Source organism: Litoreibacter roseus, assembly GCF_009811795.1.
GTDB lineage: Bacteria > Pseudomonadota > Alphaproteobacteria > Rhodobacterales > Rhodobacteraceae > Litoreibacter > Litoreibacter roseus.
Genome location: NZ_BLJE01000001.1, coordinates 1097786 through 1122296, shown reverse-complemented (window position 1 = coordinate 1122296; position 24511 = coordinate 1097786). Strand labels below are relative to the sequence as shown.

The 24511-nt window shown below is 57.6% G+C and carries 24 protein-coding genes; 12 read left to right on the top strand and 12 right to left on the bottom strand.

Annotated features, from left to right (window positions below):
* The first annotated feature begins 14 nt into the window (after positions 1–14).
* A complete protein-coding gene (locus KIN_RS05590; protein ID WP_159804934.1) occupies positions 15–419 on the top strand; it encodes a DUF4112 domain-containing protein in 405 nt (134 codons plus the stop codon).
* Here the strand turns inward: KIN_RS05590 and ndk are convergent.
* Positions 416–838, bottom strand: coding sequence for a nucleoside-diphosphate kinase (gene ndk / locus KIN_RS05585; RefSeq protein ID WP_159804933.1), 423 nt, complete (start codon positions 836–838; stop codon positions 416–418). The two genes, KIN_RS05590 and ndk, sit on opposite strands and share 4 nt — an antisense overlap.
* A 254-nt stretch (positions 839–1092) precedes the next feature.
* On the opposite strand from ndk, the gene KIN_RS05580 reads away from it, so the two are divergent.
* Genes KIN_RS05580 through KIN_RS05570 form a run of 3 tightly spaced genes read left to right on the top strand, consistent with a single transcriptional unit; the run spans position 1093 to position 4161 of the window.
* The gene (locus KIN_RS05580; RefSeq protein ID WP_159804932.1) at positions 1093–2934 is read left to right on the top strand and encodes an ABC-F family ATP-binding cassette domain-containing protein; all 1842 of its coding nucleotides are present in this window, start codon (positions 1093–1095) and stop codon (positions 2932–2934) included.
* Between the two features lie 28 nt (positions 2935–2962).
* Positions 2963–3583, top strand: a complete 621-nt coding sequence (locus KIN_RS05575; protein WP_159804931.1) for a MarC family protein — start codon at positions 2963–2965, stop codon at positions 3581–3583.
* Positions 3580–4161, top strand: a complete 582-nt coding sequence (locus tag KIN_RS05570) for a retropepsin-like aspartic protease family protein (protein ID WP_159804930.1) — start codon at positions 3580–3582, stop codon at positions 4159–4161. The genes KIN_RS05575 and KIN_RS05570 overlap by 4 nt, the downstream gene beginning before the upstream one ends.
* Here the strand turns inward: KIN_RS05570 and KIN_RS05565 are convergent, their stop codons facing one another.
* Together KIN_RS05565 and KIN_RS05560 are read right to left on the bottom strand one after the other, a co-directional pair.
* Complete coding sequence (locus KIN_RS05565; protein ID WP_159804929.1) at positions 4162–4623, bottom strand: DNA polymerase III subunit chi; 462 nt, start codon at positions 4621–4623, stop codon at positions 4162–4164.
* Complete coding sequence (locus KIN_RS05560) at positions 4616–6091, bottom strand: leucyl aminopeptidase (protein WP_159804928.1); 1476 nt, start codon at positions 6089–6091, stop codon at positions 4616–4618. Before KIN_RS05560 ends, KIN_RS05565 begins: the two co-directional genes overlap by 8 nt.
* A gap of 127 nt (positions 6092–6218) precedes the next feature.
* Between KIN_RS05560 and lptF the strand changes: the two genes are divergently transcribed.
* Genes lptF through rsmA form a run of 6 tightly spaced genes read left to right on the top strand, consistent with a single transcriptional unit; the run spans position 6219 to position 13676 of the window.
* Positions 6219–7340, top strand: coding sequence for an LPS export ABC transporter permease LptF (gene lptF, locus KIN_RS05555; RefSeq protein WP_159804927.1), 1122 nt, complete (start codon positions 6219–6221; stop codon positions 7338–7340).
* On the top strand, positions 7337–8431 hold the full coding sequence (lptG, locus tag KIN_RS05550; RefSeq protein ID WP_159804926.1) for an LPS export ABC transporter permease LptG: 1095 nt from the start codon (positions 7337–7339) through the stop codon (positions 8429–8431). The genes lptF and lptG overlap by 4 nt, the downstream gene beginning before the upstream one ends.
* Positions 8431–10575, top strand: coding sequence for an LPS-assembly protein LptD (locus KIN_RS05545; RefSeq protein WP_159804925.1), 2145 nt, complete (start codon positions 8431–8433; stop codon positions 10573–10575). Before lptG ends, KIN_RS05545 begins: the two co-directional genes overlap by 1 nt.
* A gap of 8 nt (positions 10576–10583) precedes the next feature.
* The gene (locus KIN_RS05540) at positions 10584–11879 is read left to right on the top strand and encodes a peptidylprolyl isomerase (protein ID WP_159804924.1); all 1296 of its coding nucleotides are present in this window, start codon (positions 10584–10586) and stop codon (positions 11877–11879) included.
* Positions 11876–12829 (top strand): 4-hydroxythreonine-4-phosphate dehydrogenase PdxA, encoded by a 954-nt coding sequence (gene pdxA, locus KIN_RS05535; RefSeq protein WP_159804923.1) that lies wholly within the window; start codon positions 11876–11878, stop codon positions 12827–12829. The genes KIN_RS05540 and pdxA overlap by 4 nt, the downstream gene beginning before the upstream one ends.
* A gap of 4 nt (positions 12830–12833) precedes the next feature.
* Complete coding sequence (gene rsmA / locus KIN_RS05530) at positions 12834–13676, top strand: 16S rRNA (adenine(1518)-N(6)/adenine(1519)-N(6))-dimethyltransferase RsmA (RefSeq protein WP_159804922.1); 843 nt, start codon at positions 12834–12836, stop codon at positions 13674–13676.
* Between the two features lie 7 nt (positions 13677–13683).
* On the opposite strand, the gene KIN_RS05525 is transcribed toward rsmA, so the two are convergent.
* From KIN_RS05525 to KIN_RS05490, 8 genes are all read right to left on the bottom strand, one after another.
* On the bottom strand, positions 13684–14349 hold the full coding sequence (locus tag KIN_RS05525) for a DUF4167 domain-containing protein (protein WP_159804921.1): 666 nt from the start codon (positions 14347–14349) through the stop codon (positions 13684–13686).
* A gap of 179 nt (positions 14350–14528) precedes the next feature.
* Entirely contained in the window at positions 14529–15362 is an 834-nt protein-coding gene (prmC, locus tag KIN_RS05520; protein WP_159804920.1) for a peptide chain release factor N(5)-glutamine methyltransferase, read from the bottom strand.
* A 2-nt stretch (positions 15363–15364) separates the two neighbouring features.
* Positions 15365–16417, bottom strand: coding sequence for a peptide chain release factor 1 (gene prfA, locus KIN_RS05515; RefSeq protein WP_159805396.1), 1053 nt, complete (start codon positions 16415–16417; stop codon positions 15365–15367).
* Positions 16418–16706: 289 nt separating this feature from the next.
* The gene (locus tag KIN_RS05510) at positions 16707–17159 is read right to left on the bottom strand and encodes a DUF1499 domain-containing protein (protein ID WP_159804919.1); all 453 of its coding nucleotides are present in this window, start codon (positions 17157–17159) and stop codon (positions 16707–16709) included.
* Between the two features lie 20 nt (positions 17160–17179).
* Positions 17180–18304, bottom strand: a complete 1125-nt coding sequence (gene ispG / locus KIN_RS05505; RefSeq protein WP_159804918.1) for a flavodoxin-dependent (E)-4-hydroxy-3-methylbut-2-enyl-diphosphate synthase — start codon at positions 18302–18304, stop codon at positions 17180–17182.
* A 77-nt stretch (positions 18305–18381) separates the two neighbouring features.
* The gene (locus KIN_RS05500) at positions 18382–19650 is read right to left on the bottom strand and encodes a helix-turn-helix domain-containing protein (protein ID WP_159805394.1); all 1269 of its coding nucleotides are present in this window, start codon (positions 19648–19650) and stop codon (positions 18382–18384) included.
* A 119-nt stretch (positions 19651–19769) separates the two neighbouring features.
* Positions 19770–20993, bottom strand: coding sequence for a 5-aminolevulinate synthase (hemA, locus tag KIN_RS05495; RefSeq protein WP_159804917.1), 1224 nt, complete (start codon positions 20991–20993; stop codon positions 19770–19772).
* Between the two features lie 135 nt (positions 20994–21128).
* A complete protein-coding gene (locus KIN_RS05490) occupies positions 21129–21632 on the bottom strand; it encodes a 5-aminolevulic acid synthase (protein ID WP_159804916.1) in 504 nt (167 codons plus the stop codon).
* 197 nt (positions 21633–21829) lie between these two features.
* Here KIN_RS05490 and KIN_RS05485 point away from each other — a divergent pair, with 197 nt between their 5' ends.
* On the top strand, positions 21830–23209 hold the full coding sequence (locus KIN_RS05485; RefSeq protein ID WP_159804915.1) for a M20/M25/M40 family metallo-hydrolase: 1380 nt from the start codon (positions 21830–21832) through the stop codon (positions 23207–23209).
* Complete coding sequence (locus KIN_RS05480; RefSeq protein ID WP_159804914.1) at positions 23209–23958, top strand: DsbA family protein; 750 nt, start codon at positions 23209–23211, stop codon at positions 23956–23958. The genes KIN_RS05485 and KIN_RS05480 overlap by 1 nt, the downstream gene beginning before the upstream one ends.
* Here KIN_RS05480 and KIN_RS05475 read toward each other — a convergent pair.
* Positions 23955–24416: an Lrp/AsnC family transcriptional regulator gene (locus tag KIN_RS05475; protein WP_159804913.1), complete on the bottom strand. Its 462-nt coding sequence runs from the start codon at positions 24414–24416 to the stop codon at positions 23955–23957. The two genes, KIN_RS05480 and KIN_RS05475, sit on opposite strands and share 4 nt — an antisense overlap.
* Positions 24417–24511: the final 95 nt, after the last annotated feature.

The window sequence follows — 24511 nt, the reverse complement described above, 5'->3', positions numbered from 1 at the left end:
TCGCGTTGGATCGCATGGATAGACAGGCTGATATTGAAGCGCTGGAAAAGCTGGCGATGCGCATGGATGCGCTGGTTCGCATTCCGGGCACCAACCTCAGACTTGGGCTTGATACTATATTGGGCATCGTGCCGGGTATCGGCGATACGGCAGCCCTGCTCCCTGCGGGCTACATCATCGGCAAAGCGCACCAACACGGCGCGCCGCGCAGCTTGCTTGTTCGCATGGCCGGAAACGTTGGCATTGACTGGGCGATCGGTACGATCCCCCTGATCGGCGACATCTTCGACTTCGGATGGAAGGCAAACCTGCGCAATGTGGCGCTGCTGAAAGCTCATCTCGCAAAGATCGATGCGACAGAAAAAAGGGCCGCTCTGTCAGAACAGAACGACCCCACAAGACTTCCTGATCTGCCTTAGCCGACCAGTTCGAGACCTGCGAAGAAGTAAGCAATTTCTTCGGCGGCTGTTTCCGGTGCATCCGATCCGTGGACCGAGTTTTCGCCGATGGACAGCGCAAATTCCTTGCGGATGGTTCCGTCAGCTGCCTCAGCGGGGTTTGTCGCACCCATCACTTCACGGTTCTTTGCGATGGCATCTTCGCCTTCGAGAACCTGAACAACGATCGGCTCGGATGACATGAATTCACACAGTTCGTCGTAGAATGGCCGTTCTTTGTGAACGGCATAGAACACACCGGCCTGTGCTTTGGTCAGATGGATGCGCTTGGAGGCGATAACGCGCAGGCCCGCCTCTTCGAACTTGGCGACAATCTTGCCCGTCAGGTTCCGCTTGGTTGCGTCGGGTTTGATGATCGAGAATGTGCGTTGAATGGCCATGACGGGAACTTTCCTCAAGATGATTTCGCGCAGCCTCTAACATGGCAATTCCGCGTTGGAAAGCGACGATAGATGAGAGATTGTAGCCGCCTTCGACCTCGGCAATCTTGTCGCCCCTGACGCTGGCTTGCGGTTCTGCCAGTTGCGCAATGACACCCACCACACCCGCAGGCAGCCCGACGCGACGCGGGATAATCCTGGCCGCATGTGATCGCCGATTGACACCCCTTCTGCGGTAAGCGACACCGCCGCTTATGCTACGCCTTACAGATCTCAGATACTCGGTGGACGGACGCACGCTCTTGGAAGGTGCATCCGCGACGATACCGGCCGGGCACAAGGTCGGTCTGGTTGGGCGCAATGGCACCGGAAAAACGACGCTGTTCCGTCTGATCCGGGGTGAGCTGGTTCTTGAAGGCGGTACGATCAACTTGCCGGAGCGCGCACGAATTGGCGGCGTGGCTCAGGAAGTGCCGTCTAACGAAGTGTCTTTGCGCGATACTGTTCTGGCAGCCGATACAGAGCGGGCGGATCTTTTGTCGGAAGCTGACACCGCCACCGACCCCACCCGCATCGCAGAGATCCAGACGCGCTTGACCGACATTGATGCATGGTCGGCAGAGGCCCGTGCCGCGTCCATTTTGTCCGGTCTTGGCTTTACCGACGCTGAGCAGAAACAGCCCTGCTCGGCCTTTTCGGGTGGATGGCGCATGCGTGTGGCCTTGGCGGCCGTGCTGTTTTCCGCGCCGGATGTGCTGCTGCTTGACGAGCCGACAAACTATCTCGACCTCGAAGGTGCGTTGTGGCTGGAAAGCTATCTGGGCCGCTATCCCCACACAGTCATCGTGATTTCTCACGACCGCGGACTTCTCAACCGCGCTGTGAATGCGATCCTGCATCTCGAAAACAAGACACTCACCTATTATTCCGGGCCCTACGATCAGTTTGCCCGCCAACGCGCGGCCAAACGCGCCGTCCAGGCCGCGCAGGCCAAGAAACAGGAAACGCGGCGTGCCCACTTGCAGAGCTTCGTGGATCGGTTCAAGGCCAAAGCGTCGAAAGCCAAGCAAGCGCAATCCCGGGTGAAGATGCTTGAAAAGATGGAGACGATCACGCCACCCGAAGACGCGGCGCGTGTGGTTTTCACTTTCCCCGAACCGGAAGAACTCTCACCCCCGATCATCAACACTGAAAGCGTCGCAGTGGGCTATGATGGTACGCCGGTTCTGGAAAAGTTGAACCTGCGCATTGATCAAGATGACCGCATCGCGCTTTTGGGCCGCAATGGCGAGGGTAAGTCGACCCTGTCCAAGCTGCTGTCTGATCGGTTGGCGCCGATGGGCGGGCGGATGACGTCATCCTCAAAGCTGAGGATTGGGTTCTTCGCGCAGCACCAAGTGGAAGAGCTGAATGTCGACCAGACACCCCTCGAACACCTGATCAAGGAGCGGGCGAACGAGGGACAGGCCAAGCTGAGGGCACGGCTGGCGTCCTTCGGGCTGGGCGCGGACCAAGCGGATACAAAGGTCGGTCGACTGTCAGGCGGACAAAAAGCGCGACTTTCTCTGCTTCTGGCCACCCTGCCCGCGCCGCATCTTCTTATTCTCGATGAGCCGACGAACCACTTGGATATCGAAAGTCGCGAAGCGCTGGTCGAGGCGTTGACAGCCTATTCCGGCGCGGTGATCCTAGTGAGCCACGACATGCATTTGCTCAGTCTGGTGGCCGACAGGCTTTGGCTGGTGAAAGACGGGCGCGTTGCGCCGTATGAGGGCGATCTCGAAAGCTATCGCAAGCTCTTACTGTCCACGAGCGACAAGCCCACCAAGGAAAAACCGAAGCCTAAGCGCGCGTCGCGCGAAGATATCCTTGAGCTTCGGTCAGAGGTTCGAAAATGCGAGCAACGCGTTGAAAAGCTTGCCGAGATGCAGGATACGCTTGCCAAGCGTCTTGCCGATCCGAAGATCTACGAAGAAGAGAACGCAGCCAAGCGCGAGACCTATCAAAAGAAATACGCAGAGGTGATGGAAGGTATCGACCGGGCAGAGGCCCTTTGGCTTAAAGCGCAAGACCGTCTGGAACGGGCTGAAGGCTGATCAAGATGCGGGCTCCCAGAGGATAACCATGGATCCCGCGTTTTATATCACGGCCTTTGTGACGCTTTTTGTTGTGATCGATCCCATCGGCATGGCACCGATGTTTGTGGCGCTGACCCAAGGCATGGACACCCGCCGCCGGTTGGGCATCGCGCTTAGATCCTGCGTCATCGCCTTCGGCATTCTGACACTGTTCGGCCTTGCAGGCGAAGCCGTGTTGGAATTCATAGGAATTTCGATGGCGGCATTCCGCATATCCGGTGGTATACTGTTGTTCGCAACCGCCCTGGATATGTTGTTTGAACGGCGCACGCAGAGGCGTGAGGATCAGGCGGATGCAAATGAAGACGATCCGTCGGTTTTTCCACTGGCGACGCCCCTGATCGCGGGACCCGGTGCGATGGCCACGATGATATTGCTGACGGGGACGCCGGAATTGGGTGCTCTTGAGATCGCCGGGCTACACGCGGTGATGCTGGCCGTCATAATGGTTGTGTTTTTACTATTTCTTATGGCCGGGGTGATGGAACGTCTCATGGGCGATGTCGGGATCAAGGTGGTCACCCGACTGCTGGGTATGTTATTGGCCGCGCTGTCGGTTCAATTTGTACTCGACGGACTGAGAGATGCAGGAGTTTTGGGCGTATGAGCGGCGACGATATCGCCTCCTTCCTCTACCTCGCGTTGCTGGGCAGCGTGATCGTTGGATACTATCTGGTATCCAACCGTAACAAGATGGGCGAGCTTGCCCGCAATGCCGCACTCTGGGGTCTGATCTTTGTGGGCGCAATTGCCGGTGTCGCCCTTTGGCAAGACAATCGCGACAAGGTCCTGGGCCGACAAATGGTTTCGGTAGAGACCGGCAGCATAGAGGTGCCCCGCGCGCCCGATGGGCATTTCTACCTCACACTGGATGTGGGCGAGGTGCCAATCGAGTTCGTCGTGGATACAGGCGCGACGGAAGTGGTTCTCAGCCTTCAAGACGCGCGCCGTGTCGGCATTGACCCAGACTCATTGATTTTCTCGGGTCAGGCGCAAACGGCGAACGGATCGGTCAGAACGGCCAGCGCAACTCTGGACGATGTGCGCCTCGGACCGTTCGAAGACGGACGTGTGCGGGTGTCGGTCAATGAGGGGGCGATGGATACCTCCCTCTTGGGCATGACATATCTGCGACGGTTTGGGCGGATCGAAATTGCAGGTGACCGTCTGGTCCTCGAGCGATAATTAGTCTGGCTTGTATTCCGACTTCATCTGCCAGTCCCCACTGTCCTGAGACCAGTATTTCGCCGCGATCTTGGCCTCGGTCACCGCTTTCCACTGGGTCCGGGCATGCGCGACCGCATCGGGATCGTTGCCGTCAAAAAGGATCATAGCCCGCGTCACGGCTCTAATATCTTCGGGCGCCAGGTCGGCACCGTCCACAGATACTATGCATTCCGGGGAATTGGCGGCGGAGGCCTCTGTCGTCAGAAGGATCGGTTGCTCCCCATCAAAAGGTCCGCCCGCCTGGGCGTGGGGAAGAAACCCCTCGACCGCCCAGAGCTTTTCGTCCAGCCAAGCCATCCGATCTGCGGACACGCCCCGCACGGCGACACGCCATCCCGCCCCGCGCGCTTTGTTCAAGAGCGTGGGCAGAATGGCATCAAGGGGCTGACGCGTCAGGTGATAAAAGAAGACCTCACTCATCCGTTTCGAAATTATCCGCAATCAACCGGTTGAGCGCCCGAACGCCCCACCCGGTCGCACCCTTGGGGGCAAAGGCGGTTTCTGACTTCACTGAAGCAACACCGGCAATATCAAGGTGGCACCAAGGCGTCTCAGGCTTGATAAAGCGCTGCAGGAATTGCGCCGCGGTGATCGACCCCGCAGGCCTGCCCCCGACATTCTTCATATCCGCGATGCGGGACTTGAGCTGATCATCGTAAGCCTTGCCCATGGGCATCCGCCAAGCGCCCTCTTCCTCGGCATCAGCAGCTTTCAGGAAAGAATTCGCAAGCGCGTCATTGTTCGAGAAAACACCCGCGTTCTCGTGACCCAAACCAATGATAATAGCGCCCGTGAGTGTCGCGAGGTTTATGCAGCCAATCGGATCAAACCGCTCCTGCGTGTACCAGAGGACGTCAGCCAGAACGAGCCGACCTTCCGCATCCGTGTTGATGATCTCGACCGTATCGCCCTTCATTGAGGTAACGACATCGCCGGGCCGGGTCGCATTGCCCGACGGCATGTTCTCCACCAAGCCAACAAGCCCGACGACATTGGCCTTCGATTTGCGCATGGCGAGGGTTTTCATGACGCCAGAGACCACGCCAGCCCCGCCCATATCCATGGTCATATCCTCCATGCCAGCAGCGGGCTTCAGGCTAATACCACCGGTGTCGAACACAACGCCTTTGCCGACAAGCGCGAAGGGCTGGGCATCTTTTTTGCCACCTTCCCACCGCATGACGACAACCTTGGTTGGGCTGTCTGACCCTTGGCCCACACTCAGCAGGGTGCGCATCCCAAGTTTTTCAAGTTCCTTCTCTTCGAGAACTTCGACGATCAGCCCGAGGCTTTCCATTTCTTTCAAGCGATTGGCAAACTCGGTCGTGGTCAGAATGTTCGCAGGCTCATTTGTCAGATCCCGTGTGAAGAAGACCCCTTCGGTAACAGCGCGAACGGCGTCGACCGCGTCCTCTTCCGCGGCAGGCTCATTGACCATGAACACAGCCTCTTCCCGGTCTGTGTTGGTTCCGGTCTTGTGATCCTTGAAATCATATTCGCGCAACGCCAACCCCAAGGCCACATCGGACGCGCGACGCAGGTTGCCACACAGCACCATCATGGGTTTGCCGCCCTTGGTCTTGGCCAATGTCGCGCCCGCTTTCCGGGCCTGTTCTACCGTGGGACGGCGTGCCAGTTTGACCACCACCACCTTCTCGGCGGCCATGTTCACGGGCCACGCCAACGAAACACTTTGACCAACCTCCAGCTTTTCAAAGGCCTCGTCCTCGCACAGGCGGGCAACGGCCCCCCGCAGAAGGCGGTTCACCCTGCGCCCGGTGACATCGAGACTGCCACCTTCTGGCACAAAAATCGCAACGACACCGGGGGCATCCTTGATCTGTTCAATATCGGTTTCGATGAAACGAAGTGCGGTGGGGGTAGTCATCCAAGAGCCTTTCCATGATGCGCGTTGCCCCTTGCTAGCGCGGGGCTGCGCCGATGACCAGAACCCCCTGTTCCCAGCGGACCGCTTGCGCTAGCTTCGGCGCGAAAAAGAGAACGAAGGGGGACATGTGGCACGATTCGACAGATATATGCTGTCGCAGCTTTTGGTCCTGTTCGGATTTTTCTCCCTCATCCTGGTGTCGGTTTACTGGGTCAACCGGGCTCTCAGCCTGTTCGACGACCTAATCAGCGATGGGCAATCCGCCTTCGTTTTCTTGGAATTCACGCTGCTCACGTTGCCCTATGTAATTCTTGTGGTTTTACCGATCTCAGGATTCGTCGCGGCGCTTTACGTGACCAACCGATTGGCGTCAGAAAGCGAGCTGGTTGTGCTCCAGACATCTGGCGCCAGTGCGTTCCGCATCGCCCGGCCGGTGCTTTACTTCGGTCTGGTTGTCGCGGTTCTTGTCGCCGTCTTGGGGCATATCCTCGTGCCAGCTGCCCGAACCGAGCTTGCAGGCCGCAGCGAGGAAGTCAGCCGCGACGTCACTGCACGCTTTTTGAAAGAAGGCCGCTTCATGCATCCGAGCGATGACGTGGCTCTCTACATTCAAAACATCACGGAACGGGGCGAACTCGAAGAGCTGTTTCTGGAAGACAGCCGCGTGCCGGAGGCGGTCACGACCTATACCGCAAAACGGGCACTTATCGTGCGCAGCGATGGCGGCCCCCGCCTAGTGATGTTTGACGGTCTTGCGCAGACATTCCAACCCGAGGTCGGGCGACTTTCCACCGTTGCCTTTACGGATTTCACCTATGACATTGCGGGGCTGGTGTCGGGCGGCGGCAGCAAGCGCCGCGATGTGCGGGAATTGCCGACAGCCGTGCTTCTGAACCCAACCGAAGCAGACCTGTCAGGTACACGCGGAGACCGCGCAACCTTCCGCTATGAGGCCCACGATAGGTTCGCAAAATCTCTACTATCCATTGCGGTTCCCCTGATCGGGTTTTCCACGCTTCTGGTGGGTGGTTTTTCGCGATTTGGTGTTTGGCGACAAGTGATTGCAGCTGTCGTATTGGTTATTTTCACCCAGATCATTGCGAACACATCCGAAGATATCGCACGAGACGACATCGGTTTGTTCTGGCTGGCATACATGGCGCCACTTTTCGGGTTCCTCGTTGCTGTAACGTTGATGTGGTTTTCGGGCCGGGTGCGGCACCGAAAAGCCGAGGCGCAGATGGCATGAAGCTTGATCTCTATTTCGCCCGCCGGTTCACATCGTCCTTTCTCATCGTGTTCAGCGTGTTTTTTGGCATCGTCGTGCTGATCGATATGGTCGAGCAGTTGCGCCGCTTTGACAGTGACGCCGTTGGACTGTTGGAGGCGGCGCAACTCGCGCTTTTAAATTCTCCCGGCACACTCTATCGAATGCTGCCGCTTCTGATCGTGCTCGCTACGATCTCCCTGTTTTTGGGCCTTGCGCGCACGTCCGAGATGGTCGTGACACGGGCATCGGGTCGGTCGGCGTTTAGGTCGCTCTTCGGTCCAATCCTGACCGCGGCGCTTTTCGGCGTTTTCGGAATTGCCGTCTTGAACCCAATCGTTGCTGCAACCGGCAAACAGTTCGAAGTTGTCGCCACGCGTTATTCCGGCGAGGGCAGTGTCAGTTCCGTCTCGGATCAGGGGCTATGGCTACGCCAGGCCAGTTTTGCGGGACAGATCGTGATCCGCGCGGGTGGCGCCAATCTGGATGGAACCAAATTCTTTGATGTCACATTTTACGGCTTCGACAATGAAGGCGCCGCACAGTACCGAATAGAGGCGCAAGAGGCCGTTCTGAACCCCGGGGCGTGGCAGTTGTCACAGGCAAAGCGCTGGACCTTCAATGCGCCGATCAATCCTGAAAGCGGCTCAGTCCAACACGAGAGACTGCGCATTCCATCTGATCTGACCCAAGACCAAATTCGCGACAGTTTTGGCACTCCAAGCGCGATACCGGTGTGGGAACTGCCGCGGTTTATCCGTCAGCTTGACCGAGCCGGCTTCTCGGCCCTGCAGCACCGCGTGTGGTTACAAATGGAATTGGCAAATCCGGTGCTCTTTGCCGCAATGGTTTTGATTGGCGCGGTGTTCACAATGCGTCATACCCGGTTCGGAAAGACGGGATTGATGGTGTTGTTTGCGGTTTTGATGGGGTTCTCGATCTACTTTTTGCGGAATTTTGCGCAGGTTCTAGGTGAAAACGGTCAGATCCCCGTGATTGTCGCAGCCTGGGCACCGCCTCTCGCGGGGATCTTCATGTCTGTGGGTCTCCTCCTCCATACGGAGGATGGCTGATGCGGCGAATTCTCTGCATTTTGGCGTGTGTGCTTTGGTCAGGCGCGGCGGTCGCCCAAAGACAAACGGTCGAGGTGAAGACAGCCACCCTTGTGGCCGACGAAGTGACATTTTCGAGCGAAACGCAGGTTTTGCGGGCCGCTGGAAATGTCGAAGTGCTCAACGATGGCGTGCGTTTGCGGGCGCAGGCCATAAGCTATAACGGGGTCACTGATCAGCTGACGATTGAGGGACCGCTCTATCTTGTCGACACTGACGGCACTGTCATTGTCGCGGATGAGGCGGGCTTGTCGGGCGATCTGCAGGCCGGTGTCTTGAAGAGCGCGCGTCTCGTGTTCTCGGAACAGCTGCAGGTCGCAGCAAATGAAATTGCCCTAACCGACGGCCGGTTCACACAGTTCTACAAGACCGTCGCATCAAGTTGCCACATCTGCGATGAGGACCCTGTGCCTCTTTGGGAAATCAGATCCCGCCGGATTATATACGACAGTGAGACGCGGCAGATCTATTTCAACGATGCCAGCCTGCGGGTATTGGGTGTGCCAGTGCTGTACACGCCCTATCTGCGTCTGCCTGATCCATCCATCCGGCGCGCGAATGGATTTCTAACACCACAGATTCGGTCAAATGGCGATATCGGTGTCGGCGTCCGTACTCCCTACTTCTTCACGTTGGGCGATCACGCAGACCTGACGATTGCACCTTGGGTCACCACAAAAGGCTCCTACACGCTGGATGGCCGGTACCGGCGTAAATTCCGGTACGCGGAGGTCGAAGCCCGGGGAGCCGTGACCCGCGATGACTTGGAAGACGGTGTGCGCAGCTATCTCTTTGCGGATGGCACGTTCGCCGCACCACGCGGATTTCGCGGGAAGTTCGATTTAGAGCTGACATCGGACCCTGCTTATCTTTTGGTCTACGGTTTCTCTGACAAAGACCGGCTCGACAGCGCCGTCAGCGTCGAGCGCGCCACGCGTAAAGAGCTGATCACCGCCGAACTGGTTTACTACAAGTCCTTGCGGGAAGACGAGGACAGCTCCGAAATCCCGACGGTTCTGGGCGACACCAGCATCACACGCCGCTTCAAGCCGATGGGCATCGGCGGCATTGCATCTGTCGAATTGGAAGCAAGTGGCTCTTACCGCAGGTCCGACGAAGACCTGACATTCAGCGGGTTTGCGCGGGACGTGATGCGCGTTTCCGCCATCGCGGACTGGCGGCGCAACTGGCAACTCAGCAATGGCATGATCGTCGCTGGCCAGACAGAACTGCGGACAGACGTCTATGAGATCCGGCAGGAAAACCGTGTCGGTTTTGGCGATACCGTAGAGGTCACACCCTACACCGCGCTTGAGGTGCGCTGGCCCATGCTGAAACAAGGCCGCTTCGCCACCCATCTTCTGGAACCCATCGTTCAGCTTGCATGGTCAGACGACGGCGACCGGGATGTCGCCAATGATGACAGCCTTTTGGTGGAATTTGACGAAGCGAACTTATTTCGCTTCAACCGTTTTCCGGGTGCCGATGCGCAGGAGCAAGGGGCGCGTTTGAACTTGGGGGTAACCTACACACGTGATGATCCTGACGGTTGGTCCCTTGGACTAACGGTGGGTCGTATTCTACGGGATGAAGGACGGGAACAGTTCCGGTCCTCTACTGGTCTGGACGGGCGTGGTAGCGACTGGTTGGTCGCAGCCCAGCTTAAGATTGGCACGCAATTGAACCTTATAAACCGCGCCGTGTTTGACGACGGCATGACGTTTTCCCGAAATGAAATGCGGTTCAGCTGGAATACCGAAGACTTCAACCTGTCTTCCACCTATGCATATCTTGAAGCGGACGAGCAGGAAGGTCGTCCAAGTGATACCTCAGAAATTGCCTTGAGCGGCGGATACAACATCACGCCCTACTGGACGTTCCTGAGCAGCGTGCGGCATGATTTCGTTCAGGGTCAGGCCACCCGGGCAGGCCTTGGACTGCGATTTGAAAACGAATGCACCGCACTTAATCTTTCGGTCTCGCGCCGCTTCACCTCTTCGGATATTGTAACGGCAACGACTGATTTCAGCCTGTCCGTTCAACTCGCGGGCTTCGGACCGAATTCAGCAAGCAAGAAGAGCTTCACGCGTCAATGCCGCGGATAACAAACAAAATGAGCTTCAGGCCCTCCATGACATACAGCCACGCGTCTCGCCCCGTCTTCAATCGCCTTTCAAGCCTCGCACTGATGCTGAGCCTTGCCTTTGCTGCTGCCTGCATTGGCCAGGGTGCCGCTGGACAGGAAAGCCCCTTCGCCACGGCCGTATCTGTGAATGGTCTGTCGATCACAAACTATGAGGTGGATCAGCGGCGCGCGTTGTTGACCCTGTTGCGCGCACCGGGCGATCTGACCGAGTTGGCCCGAGAGCAACTTATCGAAGATCGCCTGCGGGAAAGCGCGACGCGCGCCGCCGGGATCACGGCAACCCCAGAGCAGATCCGCGCCGGTATGGAAGAGTTTGCGGGCCGCGCAAATCTGTCAGCGAACCAATTCATCAGCGAGCTTGCCAATCGCGGCGTCCCGGAAGAAACGTTTCGCGATTTTGTGTCGTCCGGCATCGCATGGCGTCAGCTTGTCCGCGGGCGGTTCGGTCCGCGGGTCGCTGTAAGCGATGCGGAACTTGATCGTGCGCTGTCACTCTCCACCCAAAGCCGTGGCGGTGTGCGTGTTCTGCTGTCGGAAATCATTGTTCCCATCCGCGAAGGGCGAGAGGACGAGGCGCGCGCACTTGTTCAACGCCTGTCTGAGACCATCGAAAGCGAAGCGGCATTTTCGGCCGCCGCGCGCGAATACTCTGCCACCCCGACCCGCGCGCGTGGGGGCCGACTGGATTGGTTGCCCATCGGACGCCTGCCCCCTGCCCTCAGAGGTCAGGTTCTGACACTTGCCCCCGGTGAAGTGACAGAACCGGTCAATCTTGGTCCCGGCATTGCGATTTTCCAACTCCGCGACCTTGAGGAAACGGACGGCACACCATCTGAAACCCTCGCGTTGGAGTATGTCAGTATCCTGATCCCAACCGCTGGTGGCACCGATCTGTCCCAGGCCGGGCGGTACGATGCACTCTACGACACATGCGACGACCTCTACGAACCTGCTCAATCGATGGCAGACGGCCAGTTTACCCGGGATGTCTTGCCCGCGTCAGAGGTGCCTGCGGACATCGCACTGGAACTCGCGCGTCTTGATCCTGATGAAAGCTCCGCCGCGCTGACCCGGCAAAACGGTGCATTTCGTCTCTATCTGAAGCTTTGCGCCCGGACGGTGGATGTCCCTGTAAACGAGGATGGCGAGGCCATTGATCTGCGTGCGCAAACCCGCGAACAGATTTTCCAACGTCGTTTGACCTCTTTCGCGGACAGCTATCTCGAAGAACTGCGCGCAGACGCGATCATCGTCGAGGGATGACAGCCCCCGTTATCGTCAGTTGTGGTGAACCGGCGGGCGTCGGGCCGGAACTTGCGCAAAAGGCGTTTGAAGCGTTGAAGGGCGAGGTTCCATTCGCGCTGATCGCCGACCCTGCGCATATGGACGGCCCGATTGCACAGATAAATGCCCTCTCGGAGGTCGCGCAATCAGATGCGCTGCCGGTTTTGCCTCATCCGTTTGCCGGCACAGCAAAACCCGGCGCGCCAGATCCGACAAACGCGCAAGGTGTGATCGACGTGATCGCGCGTGGCGTTGAACTGACACTTAACGGGGAAGCCTCCGCCCTTTGCACATTACCGATCCACAAAAAGGCACTGAAAGACGGTGCCGACTTCGGTTATCCCGGCCACACGGAATATCTCGCGGCGCTGGCCGACGTGGATCAGGTGGTGATGATGCTGGCATGCCCCGAACTGAGGGTGGTTCCGACCACGATCCACATTGCGCTGGCGGACGTTCCGCGGGCGCTCACACAAGATTTGCTGCGCCGAACAATCCAGATCACCCACGTGGCGCTTCAACGGGATTTCAGTATTCCAGCGCCTCGACTGGCCGTGTCTGGTCTCAACCCCCATGCTGGCGAAGGTGGTGTGATGGGGCGTGAAGAGATTGAAACTATCACACCCGTCATCGAAGAGCTGTCGCGAAACATGGACATCCGTGGGCCCTTGCCTGCGGATACGATGTTTCACGGCCCCGCACGGGCGGGCTACGATGCCGCGATTTGCATGTACCACGATCAGGCGCTCGTCCCGATCAAAACCATTGATTTTGCGAGCGGCGTGAACGTGACCCTTGGACTTCCCTTTATTCGGACATCCCCGGATCATGGCACAGCGTTCGACATCGCCGGTCGCGGCATTGCCGATCCCACCAGCCTGATCGCGGCACTGCGAATGGCTTGGGATATGGCCTGCAAGCGAGGGTGATCCAGTGGCACAGATAGATGCCCTTCCCCCGCTGCGTGAGGTCATTGCGACCCACGGGTTGAGTGCAAAGAAGGCGCTTGGTCAGAACTTTCTGCTGGATCTGAACCTGACGGCCAAAATCGCGCGACAGGCCGGCGATCTGAGCGGTTGCGATGTGCTTGAGATCGGTCCAGGCCCCGGCGGTTTGACGCGCGGGTTGCTGGCCGAAGGCGCCCGAAAAGTGCTGGCGGTGGAGAAGGACGCGAGATGTCTGCCCGCCTTGGCCGAGATAGCGGACGCATATCCAGGCAGACTTGACGTTATCAACGACGACGCGTTAGCGATCAATCCGCTGGCATATCTGACGCCGCCCATCCGCATCGCGGCGAACCTGCCTTACAACATCGGAACGGAGCTTCTGGTTCGCTGGCTGACGCCTGACATCTGGCCTCCGGTGTGGGAAAGCCTAACCCTCATGTTTCAGCGTGAAGTTGCGCAGCGGATCGTGGCGCCCCCCGGATCGAAATCCTACGGCCGCCTGGCCATCTTGGCCCAGTGGCGTTGCGACGCCCGGATTGTCATGGACCTGCCGCCGGAGGCGTTCGTTCCTGCCCCCAAGGTTAAATCAGCAGTCGTTCATCTGACCCGCCTACCGGCTCCGCGGTTCGAAGCTGACGCCGCTGTCCTGTCCCGCGTGGTCGCAGCGGCATTCAATCAGCGTCGAAAAATGCTGAGGTCTTCACTTAAAGGCCTGCATCCGGATATCGAAACACTATTAGTGTCCGCCGGTATCTCACCGACGGAGCGCGCAGAGCAGATCGGACTTGAGCAATTTTGTGCGCTGGCTCGCGCATTTGCCAAGGCCTAGCCGCCGATTATTCGGCGGCAGGCTGTTCTGGTGTATCTGTTGAAGCTTCGGCTTCTTGCGGCTTCGCTTTCGGTTTGCGGGCGCGGCGGGGCTTCTTTTCTGGTGCGGCGGCCTCAACAGTTTCGACCAAACCGCTGTCGCCACTATCGGCATCAGCGCCAAGATCGATCACATCCGGCTGATCACCTTCACCCGCCGGCGCGGGTTGCGCAGGTTCCTGCTGGGTCTCACGGCGGCGGCCGCGTTGGGGCCGACGTGGTTGAGACTGTTCGGACGATGCGTCAGACGCCTCACCGGGCTGCTGGACCTCGGTGGAGGGTGCATCGCCTTGCTGTGGCGACTGGTCGGTTTGCGCCGCGTCGCGCTCTTTCTGGCGTTCGCGTTGCTGGGCCTCCTGCGCTTCGCGCCGGGCCTCCTGCTCGCGCTGCGCTTCGCTGAGAAGTCGCGTGTAGTGTTCTGCGTGCTGGGCGAAGTTCTCAGCCGCCACACGGTCACCGGACAATTGCGCATCCCGATGAAGACCTTGATATTTATCAATGATCTGTTGCGGTGTCCCGCGCACTTTGCCTTCCGGGCCAGAGCTGTCGAACACGCGGTTCATGACGTTGCCCATGGAACGGTTGTTGTTATTGCTGCGGTTCTTACCCCGCGACCGTGACTTCGATGATCTCATGTGTAACTGGTTCCAGCCTTTGACTTGAGGTCTTCTCTTCGATCCTTTCCGCTTCATTCTGCGGCGTCCCAATGACTAGGATCGAGACCTTATTTTTGGCTTAAGTGTAAGGGACGCTAACGCGTCACTGTCTTACGCGACTTACAAAATCAGCAGCGCAGGGGATTTGCAAGCTTATTCTACCCATCGGCGGCGCTTTGCGCATGACTTCTGGTCTGAACGACGCGATCTTTACCCCCAAGGTCCCGATGAACGCTGATATTGCGCAGTCCAGCCGCTTCAAAGATCCCGCTCACGGCGTCGCCTTGGTCATATCCAATCTCCACCAGAACCCGCCCCAGGGGCGACAGATAGGATCCCAGTTGATCTGCGATGATACGATACGGATCCAGCCCATCACCGCCCGGCGTTACGGCGATGCGTGGTTCCCATGTCTGAACCTCCGGCTCCAGCGTAAGGTAGCCGTCTGCTGTCACATAGGGCGGATTGGCGACGATCAGATCAAACGTTCCATCGACACCCGAAAACCAATCGCTTTTTAGAAGAGTGGGCGTGACACCGATCGCCGCAGCGTTGTGACGTGCGACCTCCAGCGCCGCATCGGAGATATCGACGCCGACCCCGCAAGCCCCTGTTTCAGCCATTAGGCTGAGCAGAATGCATCCAGATCCTGTTCCCAGATCCAGAACACGTTCAAACGGGTGATGCAGTGCGAGTTCAACCAAAGTCTCAGTATCCGGGCGGGGGTCGAGCACATCGCGCGTCACGATGAAATCATGGTTCCAGAACGCGCGGGTGCCCTTGATGTGGGACACCGGCTCCCTCCGTTGACGGCGCTGGATCATTTGTTCGTAGAGCCGGGCGGCTTCATCAGAGACGGTATCGGTCGCGGCTGTTCTAGATCTCGCGGCCGCTGTCAAAAGCGCGCTGGCGTCAATTTCGGGCGTTGGCACACCTGCGATCTCCAGACGTCGAGCCGCATCCCGCAATAAGGGCTCTACGGGAACCGGCATCCTCAGAGACCTTGTTCCGCCGACAGTTGCGCTTGCGCGTCGGCAGCGAGCGCGTCGATCACCTCATCCAAGTCGCCTTGCATCACCTGATCCAACTTGTAGAGCGTGAGGTTGATCCGGTGATCCGACATCCTGCCTTGCGGAAAATTATAGGTTCTGATGCGCTCGGACCTGTCGCCGGACCCGACCTGAGATTTCCGATCCGCAGAGCGTGCGTCATCAATCTTTTGGCGCTCCAGATCATAGAGCCTCGCTCGAAGAACTTGCATGGCGATCTCACGGTTTCGGTGCTGGGATTTCTCGGAACTGGTCACGACAATCCCGCTGGGAATATGGGTGATGCGGACCGCGGAGTCGGTCGTATTCACGTGCTGGCCGCCTGCCCCGCTGGCGCGCATCGTATCGATACGTATATCCGTCGCCGGGATGTCGATATCGACCTCCTCGGCCTCGGGCAGAACCGCAACGGTCGCCGCGGAGGTATGGATACGCCCACCACTTTCAGTAACCGGGACCCGTTGAACCCGATGGACGCCGCTCTCGTATTTCAGCCGGGCAAAAACGTTCAGGCCTTTCACATGGGCCGTCACTTCCTTGATCCCGCCCAGATCCGAGGCTTGTTCCTCGATAATATCAAAGGTCCAGCCGTGATTTTCCGCATATCGGCGGTACATGTTCAGCAGGTCGCCGGCGAACAGTGCGGCTTCGTCCCCGCCCGTTCCCGGCCGGATTTCTATCATTGCAGGCCTGGCATCTGCTGCATCCTTCGGCAGAAGCGCCAGTTTGATCGACGCCTCAGCCTCTGGCAACCGGGCTTTAAGAGCCGGAAGTTCTTCTTCGGCTAATACTTTCATCTCGGGATCTGCCAACATCGTCTGCGCGTCTTCGATATCTGCCAACAATTGACGATAGGCCGCGACCTCTTCGGCCACGGGCTTCAACTCCGCGTATTCCCGACTGACTGTCGCGATGTTCTCGACCGCGCCTGAGGCAAGTTGCGCTTCGAGAAATTCAAACCGCTCGGTGATCTGTCGTAGTTTTTCTAAAGGAACCATCACGGCGTGATGCGAACTTGGCGCGCCGGGGTCAAGTGTGCTAGACTAATTCAATGCGTAAATTGGTCTTGATAGCGATTTTTTCCGCAACTCCGCTTGTTGCTGACGTAACCTCACCGTCGGGTCGGACAGTCGAGTGTTATTGCACCGACAAACAAGGCACCCGGGTTGAACTTGGGGAGTTGCGGTGTCTGGCCGTTGGAGGACGGGTTTTTATGGCACGCTGTGAAATGTCATTAAACAACCCGATATGGCGTGAAGTGTCGGGTGGGTGCGTTTCTTCCTGATCTTAGGGATCACCTAGAGCATCAATCCAAGATCTGACACGCGCCTCGTTAACCCCGAAATCCTTTTGGCCATAGACCAGCCGTCCGATTGCGGTGAGCTGCGTTTTGCCATCCTGCTCTTCGAGCCGGATTGTCGTTATATCCGGAAAACCCCAAAGGGCCGATCGTGTCATATACGTTGCCTGCCCATCGGCGAGCGCCCCTTCAACAAGTCTGGTGCGCGGCGTATCGACAATGATTGTTTCAAGTGCGCTGGCAATCTCGGCTGGCGATCTTTCGTAAATCTGCGGCTCCAGATCCCCACCAGGTGCAACAGAGAACTGACCGTCCGCCCCGCTTTGGGCAATGCTGCCCGGATCGACATGGTATGATGCAGTCTCTATCGGCGCAAAGCGCACATAAAGCATTGCAGCGACGAGCAGCAGAACGACGAGAATGAGGACGTATTTTAACATCAGGCCTTTGAAATTCCTGTTTACTCAGCCGCCACGTCGGGCTGATCTTCAATCTCGGAAGCGCGTTTTTCAACAAGCTCGACGATGTGATCTACCATCTGATCATTGCTCATCTTATGGCTCTGCTTTCCCGCCATGTAGACCATGCCGGATCCCGCCCCACCGCCGGTGAACCCGACATCCGTCATCAGCGCCTCGCCGGGACCATTGACCACACATCCGATGATGGACAGGCTCATGGGCGTCTTGATATGGGCCAGCCTATCCTCAAGCGTTGATACCGTCTTGATCACATCAAAACCCTGCCGCGCGCAGGACGGACAACTGATGATGTTCACGCCCCGATGGCGCAAACCCAGAGACTTCAGAATTTCGTAGCCGACCTTCACCTCTTCCACGGGATCTGCGGAGAGGGAAACGCGAATGGTGTCGCCAATGCCCATCCAAAGCAGATTGCCCAGCCCGATGGCGGATTTGATGGTGCCAGAGGTCAGTCCACCCGCTTCTGTAATGCCAAGGTGGATAGGTGCATCCGTCGCTTCCGCCAACCCTTGGTAGGCAGCGGCGGCAAGGAAAACGTCGGACGCTTTGCAACTGATCTTGTAGTTCTGGAAATCGTTGTCCTCGAGGATGCGGATATGATCCAGACCGCTTTCGATCATCGCCTCGGGACACGGCTCGGCGTATTTTTCGAGAAGATGTTTTTCGAGACTGCCAGCGTTCACACCAATGCGGATTGAACAGTTGTGATCCTTGGCCGCCTTGATGACCTCTCGCACACGGCTGGCATCGCCGATGTTACCGGGGTTGATCCGAAGGCACGCCGCCCCGGCTTCGGCGGCTTCAATCGCGCGTTTATAGTGGAAATGAATGTCAGCCACAATTGGAACCGGGCTTTCGGCGACAACGTCCTTCAGCGCTTTCGTCGCTGCCTCGTCCGGTGTGGAAACGCGCACAATATCAGCGCCCGCCTCCGCGCAGGCCTGCACTTGCTCGACCGTGGCCCTCACATCGGAACTGTCGGTATTGGTCATCGTTTGAACAGTGATCGGTGCATCGCCCCCGACAGGAACCGTACCGACCATGATCTGGCGGGATTTACGACGGTCGATCTGACGCCATGGGCGGATTGCATGAAGTGACATGAAGCGCTGACCCGTCTGCTGCTGAACCTGGCTCAGATATAGGTGGAGTGCCGCTGCGCCGCAATCAAACTGTCAGTCTATTGCTGCGTCTCTGTCTCGGTTTCCGTTTCCGCGCCAAGCACTGATGCTTCGGCCATGGCGGTCAGCACGTCCGACAACTCGGGATCAGCTGTCAAATCAGCTTGAGCGTAGTTTTCCGTAATGGCGTCTGCCGCAAGACTGACGTTCTTGGTGACCGTCGTTCCGGATCCTGCAGGTCCATAGGCTTTGCCCTGCACATTGAAATACAACGAGCCAGAATTGCCGGCCCGTAAAATTGGCGCGGTGTCTGTTTGAGGCAGAATGTATTGCTCGCCCGCATCCAGAATTTTTTCGAACAGAATTGTCCCATCGCTTGAAGCGACGCGCACCCATGCGGGGCGCACGGCGAAGATTGCAAGTTCCGGTCCCTGAGGCTCGACAACCTGCACACGGGATGGGCTCGCGGTCGCGACAACAGTTCGGGATACACGGGGATCAGCAGAAACCGTGTTGATCACAACTTCTGGCACCGCGTCGACCAGCGCACCCGTTGATCTTGGGTCAAGGGTCGCGATGGGTCCATCACGCGCTGTCAGAATTGGTGCCTTCAAGGCTTGAGGGCGATAAAGCCTGTCCAACGCATCGGCAGATGGTTGTGTCACATTCTCGGTGGCGTTGGTTGCCAGAAGAGTCGGATCGCTCATCCCGGACGCACCCGCAAAGTCGGTAACTTGAGAGGTTATCCCGGGCGTCTGATCTACGGGCGCGAATTGCACGCGCTGAATTTCCTGAAGAACCGAGAAACCGCCATACCCAAGCGCGCTGATCAGCCCGATCAAAACCGCGACGGATCCGATTGCCCCTGGCTCGATCCGCGAGAAGATGCTTTCGCTGACGGGAGTGAATGATGTCATTGATCCAAGTACGGGGTCGTCCTTACCAATCCGGCTTTCGGATTTTGGCTGTGGCTTGGCACCGATTGTGCCTTTCGCCATCCCGTCAACACCTTGAAAACCGCTTTCAGCGCAGAATCTCTGATACGCCCAGTCCGGGTCCATCCCAAGATATCGTGCGTAGGATCTGACATAGCCAGCAATAAATCCGGGTGTTTCAAACACAGACGGATCTGCATTCTCAACAGCTGCGATGTATGTCGCTTTGATCTTGAGGTCGCGCTGCACGTCAAGAAGCGATTTGCCGAGCGTCGCCCGCTCGCCGCGCATCATATCGCCCAGTTGAAGTTCGAAATCATCGAACCCACGCAGCGGTTCGCTGTGCAGGTCTTCCGTAAACTCAGATTTCGAGGGTGGTGTACGCCCCAACATCCGTTCTGCCCGTTCTATGTCCCGTTTTATCGTAAGCACGGTCGATTCGCCCCATGAATGCCGCACCTTAGCTACAAAGGTATCACATAAAGATGAATGCGTGCACCCGTTGTTCGGTGCTAACCTGCTTTCTCCGCACGATTAAGGGCGCAGCGTGACCATAAGTCATCCATTGCATCGATCAAAGCGTCGACCATGTCGGGGCCATGGACGGGCGACGGCGTGAACCGCAACCGCTCTGTTCCCCGAGGGACAGTCGGGAAATTGATAGGCTGAACATAGATCCCATGATCCTCCAGCAGTCTATCGGAAATCATTTTGCATTTTACGGGATCGCCCACATGAACAGGTACAATATGGCTGCCGTGGTCGATCAACGGAAGGCCCAGACCTTTGAGGCGCAACTTCAACGTCGCTGCACATTGTTGGTGCAAATCACGCAGCGCTTGATCCGTCTTCAAGTGCGCTACAGACGCCGCAGCACCTGCAGCAACAGCAGGCGGCAGCGATGTCGTAAAGATGAACCCCGGCGCATAAGATCTTATGGCGTCACACATTTTTGCACTAGCGGCGATGTATCCCCCCATAACGCCATAGGACTTCGCAAGCGTTCCGTTGATGATATCAATGCGATCCATCAGGCCGTCCCGCTCGGCTACACCGGCACCGCGCGGGCCGTACATGCCGACCGCGTGAACTTCGTCAATATACGTCAGGGCGCCGTATTCATCCGCCAGATCACAGATCGCTTCAATGGGACCAAAGTCACCATCCATCGAGTAAACTGACTCAAAAGCAATCAGTTTCGGGGTGTTCGCGGGCAGTGACTGCAATTGGACACGCAGGTCATCCAGGTCATTGTGTTTGAAGACCCGCTTCGCACCACCATTGCGCCGAATACCTTCAATCATTGAGGCATGGTTAAGACTGTCACTCAGGATCACCAGTCCGGGAAAAAGTTTCGGCAGGGTCGACAAAGTTGCGTCGTTGGCGATGTAAGCCGAGGTGAAAAGCAGTGCTGCTTCTTTCTGGTGGAGGTCCGCAAGTTCTGCCTCGAGCCGTTTGTGATAGACCGTCGTGCCAGAGATGTTGCGTGTGCCACCGGATCCAGCACCAGTTGCATCAATCGCTTCATGCATCGCGGCCAACACCACCGGATGTTGCCCCATCCCAAGATAATCGTTGCCGCACCAGATGGTCACGTCTTGCGTGCTGCCATCTTCCTTCGTCCATACTGCATTCGGGAAATTGCCGCGTGCCCGTTCGACGTCGATAAACGTCCGATAGCGACCCTCGTCACGCAGGCGTTTCAAGGCTGTGTCGAGCGCGGCGTCGTAGGACATAAAACTAACCTTCGTTATGCGGTTGGCACCGTATATAAACCGTTATGATGATGTGACAGGCTACAATTTGCCGCGACTGGTACAAATTAATGAATTTTTACCGTCGCTTTTACGATACATTCATCTGCCACCACATCAGTCAGCAACCAGAACCGTGCAGTCATCTGCGGATGTCCCAGCCGTCTCGCATGCCGTTAAAGCGGCTTCCGCATCGCCCCTCGCAAAGCCAAAATTTCCGGTACTTCGCGATATCGCGAATGCCTTCGGCGCGCGCAATTTGCGATACTCGGTGCGCAACGCCTCAGCTGCTGGTGCGCTCAGGGTCTGCTCGCCCTGCCCTGCGGCGCGGACCTCAAGAACAACAATGCAGGCGGAAGATCCAGGTTTCTTGCTGGCCTCGCAATGGGCCAAGGCTGCCGATCTCGCAGCGGCCGCGTCATGGTGTTGCGCGGCGGCCTGCAGCCAGTCCACGAACAGTCCTTCATCCTTGTTCAGGGCGATCGCGCCAAAATAGGGAATGTTGGAGACCAACGCGGCCAGAATTTCCTCTTGCTTCTGGTCGAGCCAGTCGACATTCGTAACAATCGCCACCGGCTTCTCCACCCGACCAAACGCTTTCCGGGCCTCTTTGAAAGTCATCGGTTCCGCCGCTGCTACCGCAGGCAAACCGACACAAAGGCAAAGATTTATTGCAAAGCGCATGAACATTTCGAGATTTCCTTTTTCACCGCCGTTCACGTACTCGATTGTGCACCGTCTTTCCAGCCGATCATTTGGGCTGGACAGTCAATTTTGCCTTGCTACGGTCTGTGGATAAATCACGTTTGGGGGACGACATGAGTTTGGAACAGGTTCTTGCACAAGTAGACGAGGCCTTGCCGCAGGCAACTGCGCGTCTGGAAGAGTTGCTGCGCATTCCGTCAATCTCCACCGATCCCGCCCACGCGGATGCCTGTGTCCACGCGGCAGACTGGTTGGTCGCTGATTTGCAGTCTATCGGATTTGACGCTTCCAAGCGGCAAACGCCCGGTCATCCAATGGTCATGGCGCACGGATCGGACACAGGCGGTCCCCATGTCATGTTCTACGGCCACTACGACGTGCAACCCGTTGATCCACTTGACCTTTGGGATCGACCGCCTTTTGAGCCGCAGGTGGAAGATACGCCAAAAGGAAAGGTAATCCGAGGCCGTGGGTCATCCGACGATAAGGGCCAATTGATGACTTTCGTTGAGGCCTGTCGCGCATGGGTCGCGGTACATGGCAGCCTGCCCACTAAGGTTTCGATCTTTTTCGAAGGGGAAGAGGAAAGCGGATCCCCCTCACTCGTCCCGTTCATGACGGACAACGCGGATGAATTGACCGCTGATGTCGCCTTGATTTGCGACACAGGATTGTTCGGTGATGCGACACCTGCAATTGTGACGCGTTTGCGCGGCCTTCTGGGCGAAGAGATCACGATTACAGGGCCCAACAAGGATTTGCATTCGGGGATGTATGGCGGGATTGCCATGAACCCGATCCGAGTGCTGTCGAAGATCATCGCCGGCCTTCATGACGAGACCGGCCGGATTACGGTACCGGGTTTCTACGACGACGTCGCCGAATTGCCGGAGGACATCGCCAAACAGTGGCACGACCTTGGGTTTTCAAATGCGGAGTTTCTGGGCGAGGTCGGTTTGGGCGTGGCCGCAGGCGAGCAGGGACGAACGGGGCTCGAGATGATCTGGTCTCGTCCCACCTGTGAGGTGAACGGTATTTCAGGGGGCTACGAGGGCGAAGGGTTCAAGACGGTTCTACCCTCGAAGGCTTCGGCCAAGATCTCCTTCCGCCTTGTGCCGGGGCAAGATCCCCATGCGCTTCGCAAAAGCTTTCGGGCGCATGTGGAAGCTCAGCTGCCGTCGGACTGCTCGGTCAGCTTCAAGGGGCATGGCGCGTCGCCCGCGTCAGAGATGACAACGACGCATCCGGCATTCGAAGCAGCGCGCGGCGCCTTATCCGACGAATGGCCCAATCCAGCAGCTTACGTTGGATGCGGCGGCTCGATCCCGATTGCGGGCTATTTCAAGGATATCCTTGGCATGGACGCCATGTTGATTGGCTTCGGGAAGGATGACGACCAGATCCACTCCCCAAATGAGAAATATGATTTATCCAGTTTTCACAAAGGGATACGAAGCTGGGTTCGCATACTGGATGCGATCAGCAAAACCTGATGTCATTACGCAGGACTGTTTTGGGGCTGACGGCTATTGGTGCTGCGTTGGTTGGCTGGCAGACTGCGGGGTCCCGGTTGATCGACCTCTGGCCCAGCGGTTTCGACTTTGAGGATATCCCCGGTGCCCCCGGATTTCGCTTTCTAGAAGGTGGGTCGGTCAGTGGCATCTTACGCGATCCCTTCATAGGTTTGGACAGCGGGTCTGCCGCCGCTCTGCCGATCGAAGATGTCAGACCTAATCTATGTGCAAACTTGTTTGGACAGGCCGCGCCCGGCGTCGTTCCAATCGCCTCTTTTTCCGACTACAACTGCCCCTACTGCCGGGTCCTGTCCGACCGGTTAGACAGTCTGGACCACAACCCCGGCATTCAGGTTATATGGCACGAGCTTCCGCTTTTGGGCGATCGATCTGTGTTCGGGGCGAAACTGGCGCTCGCCGCCCGGGCGCAGGACAAATACACCGAAGTGCACGCAAAGCTCATGGGAAGCCGGTTTGCGTTGACCGACACCTACATTCGCGATTTGGCCAACGACATCGGCCTGTCCTCAGACGAATTGATTGCTGATATGAACAGCGAAGCGGTCACCGCGCAGCTCTCGCAAAGCATGGCCCTTGCGGAGATATTGGGCATCATAGGGACACCCGCCCTCGTGGTCGGGCGCACAGTCGTGATGGGCGAAATCGGACCGAGCCGAATGGCCCGCTTAATTGAGTTGGAACGCGCTGAGCCGTCTGTTTGTCGCTAGAGCGGCAAAACCGTTGTGGACTTGATCTCTTCCATCGAAAGCAGCGCGGTTACGTTGAAAATCCGCACCTCCGAGATCAAGGCCTGATAGAACTCATCGTAGGCGCGTGCATTCGTGACGCGCACTTTCAGGATGTAGTCGATATCACCGGCAAGCCTGTGCGCCTCCATCACTTCGGGACGCGCCTTCAGCGTGCTGAGGAACCTTTGCTGCCAATCGGCCTCATGCTCTGACGTGCGAACGAGTACGAAAAAACACGCCTCCAGCCCCAAGGCTTCGGGATCCAAAATAACGGTGTCCTGCTTGATCACCCCGGCGCCGCGCAGTTTTTTGATCCTGTTCCAGACCGGGGTCTTCGATGACCCCACTTTGCGGGCGATTTCCTCCAAAGACTGCGAGGCATCGGCCTGAAGTTCTGAGAGAATATTCCGATCCGTGGCATCAAGGCGGACTGTCATTCCAAATCTCCCTTCATCGTGGAACAAATACGTAAAAGGCATCAATCCCGGAAACAATATTCCTTATCTCGTGCGTCGTATAGCATAAAATTAGG

Bases quoted from the DNA above. Each gene is read 5' to 3' on its own strand.
- KIN_RS05485 (WP_159804915.1), top strand. From the start codon at position 21,830: ATGAGTTTGGAACAGGTTCTTGCACAAGTAGACGAGGCCTTGCCGCAG.
- KIN_RS05510 (WP_159804919.1), bottom strand. From the start codon at position 17,159: ATGTTAAAATACGTCCTCATTCTCGTCGTTCTGCTGCTCGTCGCTGCA.
- ndk (WP_159804933.1), bottom strand. From the start codon at position 838: ATGGCCATTCAACGCACATTCTCGATCATCAAACCCGACGCAACCAAG.
- KIN_RS05560 (WP_159804928.1), bottom strand. From the start codon at position 6,091: ATGACTACCCCCACCGCACTTCGTTTCATCGAAACCGATATTGAACAG.
- KIN_RS05575 (WP_159804931.1), top strand. From the start codon at position 2,963: ATGGATCCCGCGTTTTATATCACGGCCTTTGTGACGCTTTTTGTTGTG.
- ispG (WP_159804918.1), bottom strand. From the start codon at position 18,304: ATGTCACTTCATGCAATCCGCCCATGGCGTCAGATCGACCGTCGTAAA.
- hemA (WP_159804917.1), bottom strand. From the start codon at position 20,993: ATGTCCTACGACGCCGCGCTCGACACAGCCTTGAAACGCCTGCGTGAC.
- KIN_RS05525 (WP_159804921.1), bottom strand. From the start codon at position 14,349: ATGAGATCATCGAAGTCACGGTCGCGGGGTAAGAACCGCAGCAATAAC.
- lptG (WP_159804926.1), top strand. From the start codon at position 7,337: ATGAAGCTTGATCTCTATTTCGCCCGCCGGTTCACATCGTCCTTTCTC.
- KIN_RS05540 (WP_159804924.1), top strand. From the start codon at position 10,584: ATGAGCTTCAGGCCCTCCATGACATACAGCCACGCGTCTCGCCCCGTC.
- KIN_RS05580 (WP_159804932.1), top strand. From the start codon at position 1,093: ATGCTACGCCTTACAGATCTCAGATACTCGGTGGACGGACGCACGCTC.
- pdxA (WP_159804923.1), top strand. From the start codon at position 11,876: ATGACAGCCCCCGTTATCGTCAGTTGTGGTGAACCGGCGGGCGTCGGG.
- KIN_RS05490 (WP_159804916.1), bottom strand. From the start codon at position 21,632: ATGACTTTCAAAGAGGCCCGGAAAGCGTTTGGTCGGGTGGAGAAGCCG.
- KIN_RS05570 (WP_159804930.1), top strand. From the start codon at position 3,580: ATGAGCGGCGACGATATCGCCTCCTTCCTCTACCTCGCGTTGCTGGGC.
- KIN_RS05545 (WP_159804925.1), top strand. From the start codon at position 8,431: ATGCGGCGAATTCTCTGCATTTTGGCGTGTGTGCTTTGGTCAGGCGCG.
- KIN_RS05565 (WP_159804929.1), bottom strand. From the start codon at position 4,623: ATGAGTGAGGTCTTCTTTTATCACCTGACGCGTCAGCCCCTTGATGCC.
- KIN_RS05480 (WP_159804914.1), top strand. From the start codon at position 23,209: ATGTCATTACGCAGGACTGTTTTGGGGCTGACGGCTATTGGTGCTGCG.
- prmC (WP_159804920.1), bottom strand. From the start codon at position 15,362: ATGCCGGTTCCCGTAGAGCCCTTATTGCGGGATGCGGCTCGACGTCTG.
- KIN_RS05500 (WP_159805394.1), bottom strand. From the start codon at position 19,650: ATGTTGGGGCGTACACCACCCTCGAAATCTGAGTTTACGGAAGACCTG.
- KIN_RS05475 (WP_159804913.1), bottom strand. From the start codon at position 24,416: ATGACAGTCCGCCTTGATGCCACGGATCGGAATATTCTCTCAGAACTT.
- prfA (WP_159805396.1), bottom strand. From the start codon at position 16,417: ATGGTTCCTTTAGAAAAACTACGACAGATCACCGAGCGGTTTGAATTT.
- KIN_RS05590 (WP_159804934.1), top strand. From the start codon at position 15: ATGGATAGACAGGCTGATATTGAAGCGCTGGAAAAGCTGGCGATGCGC.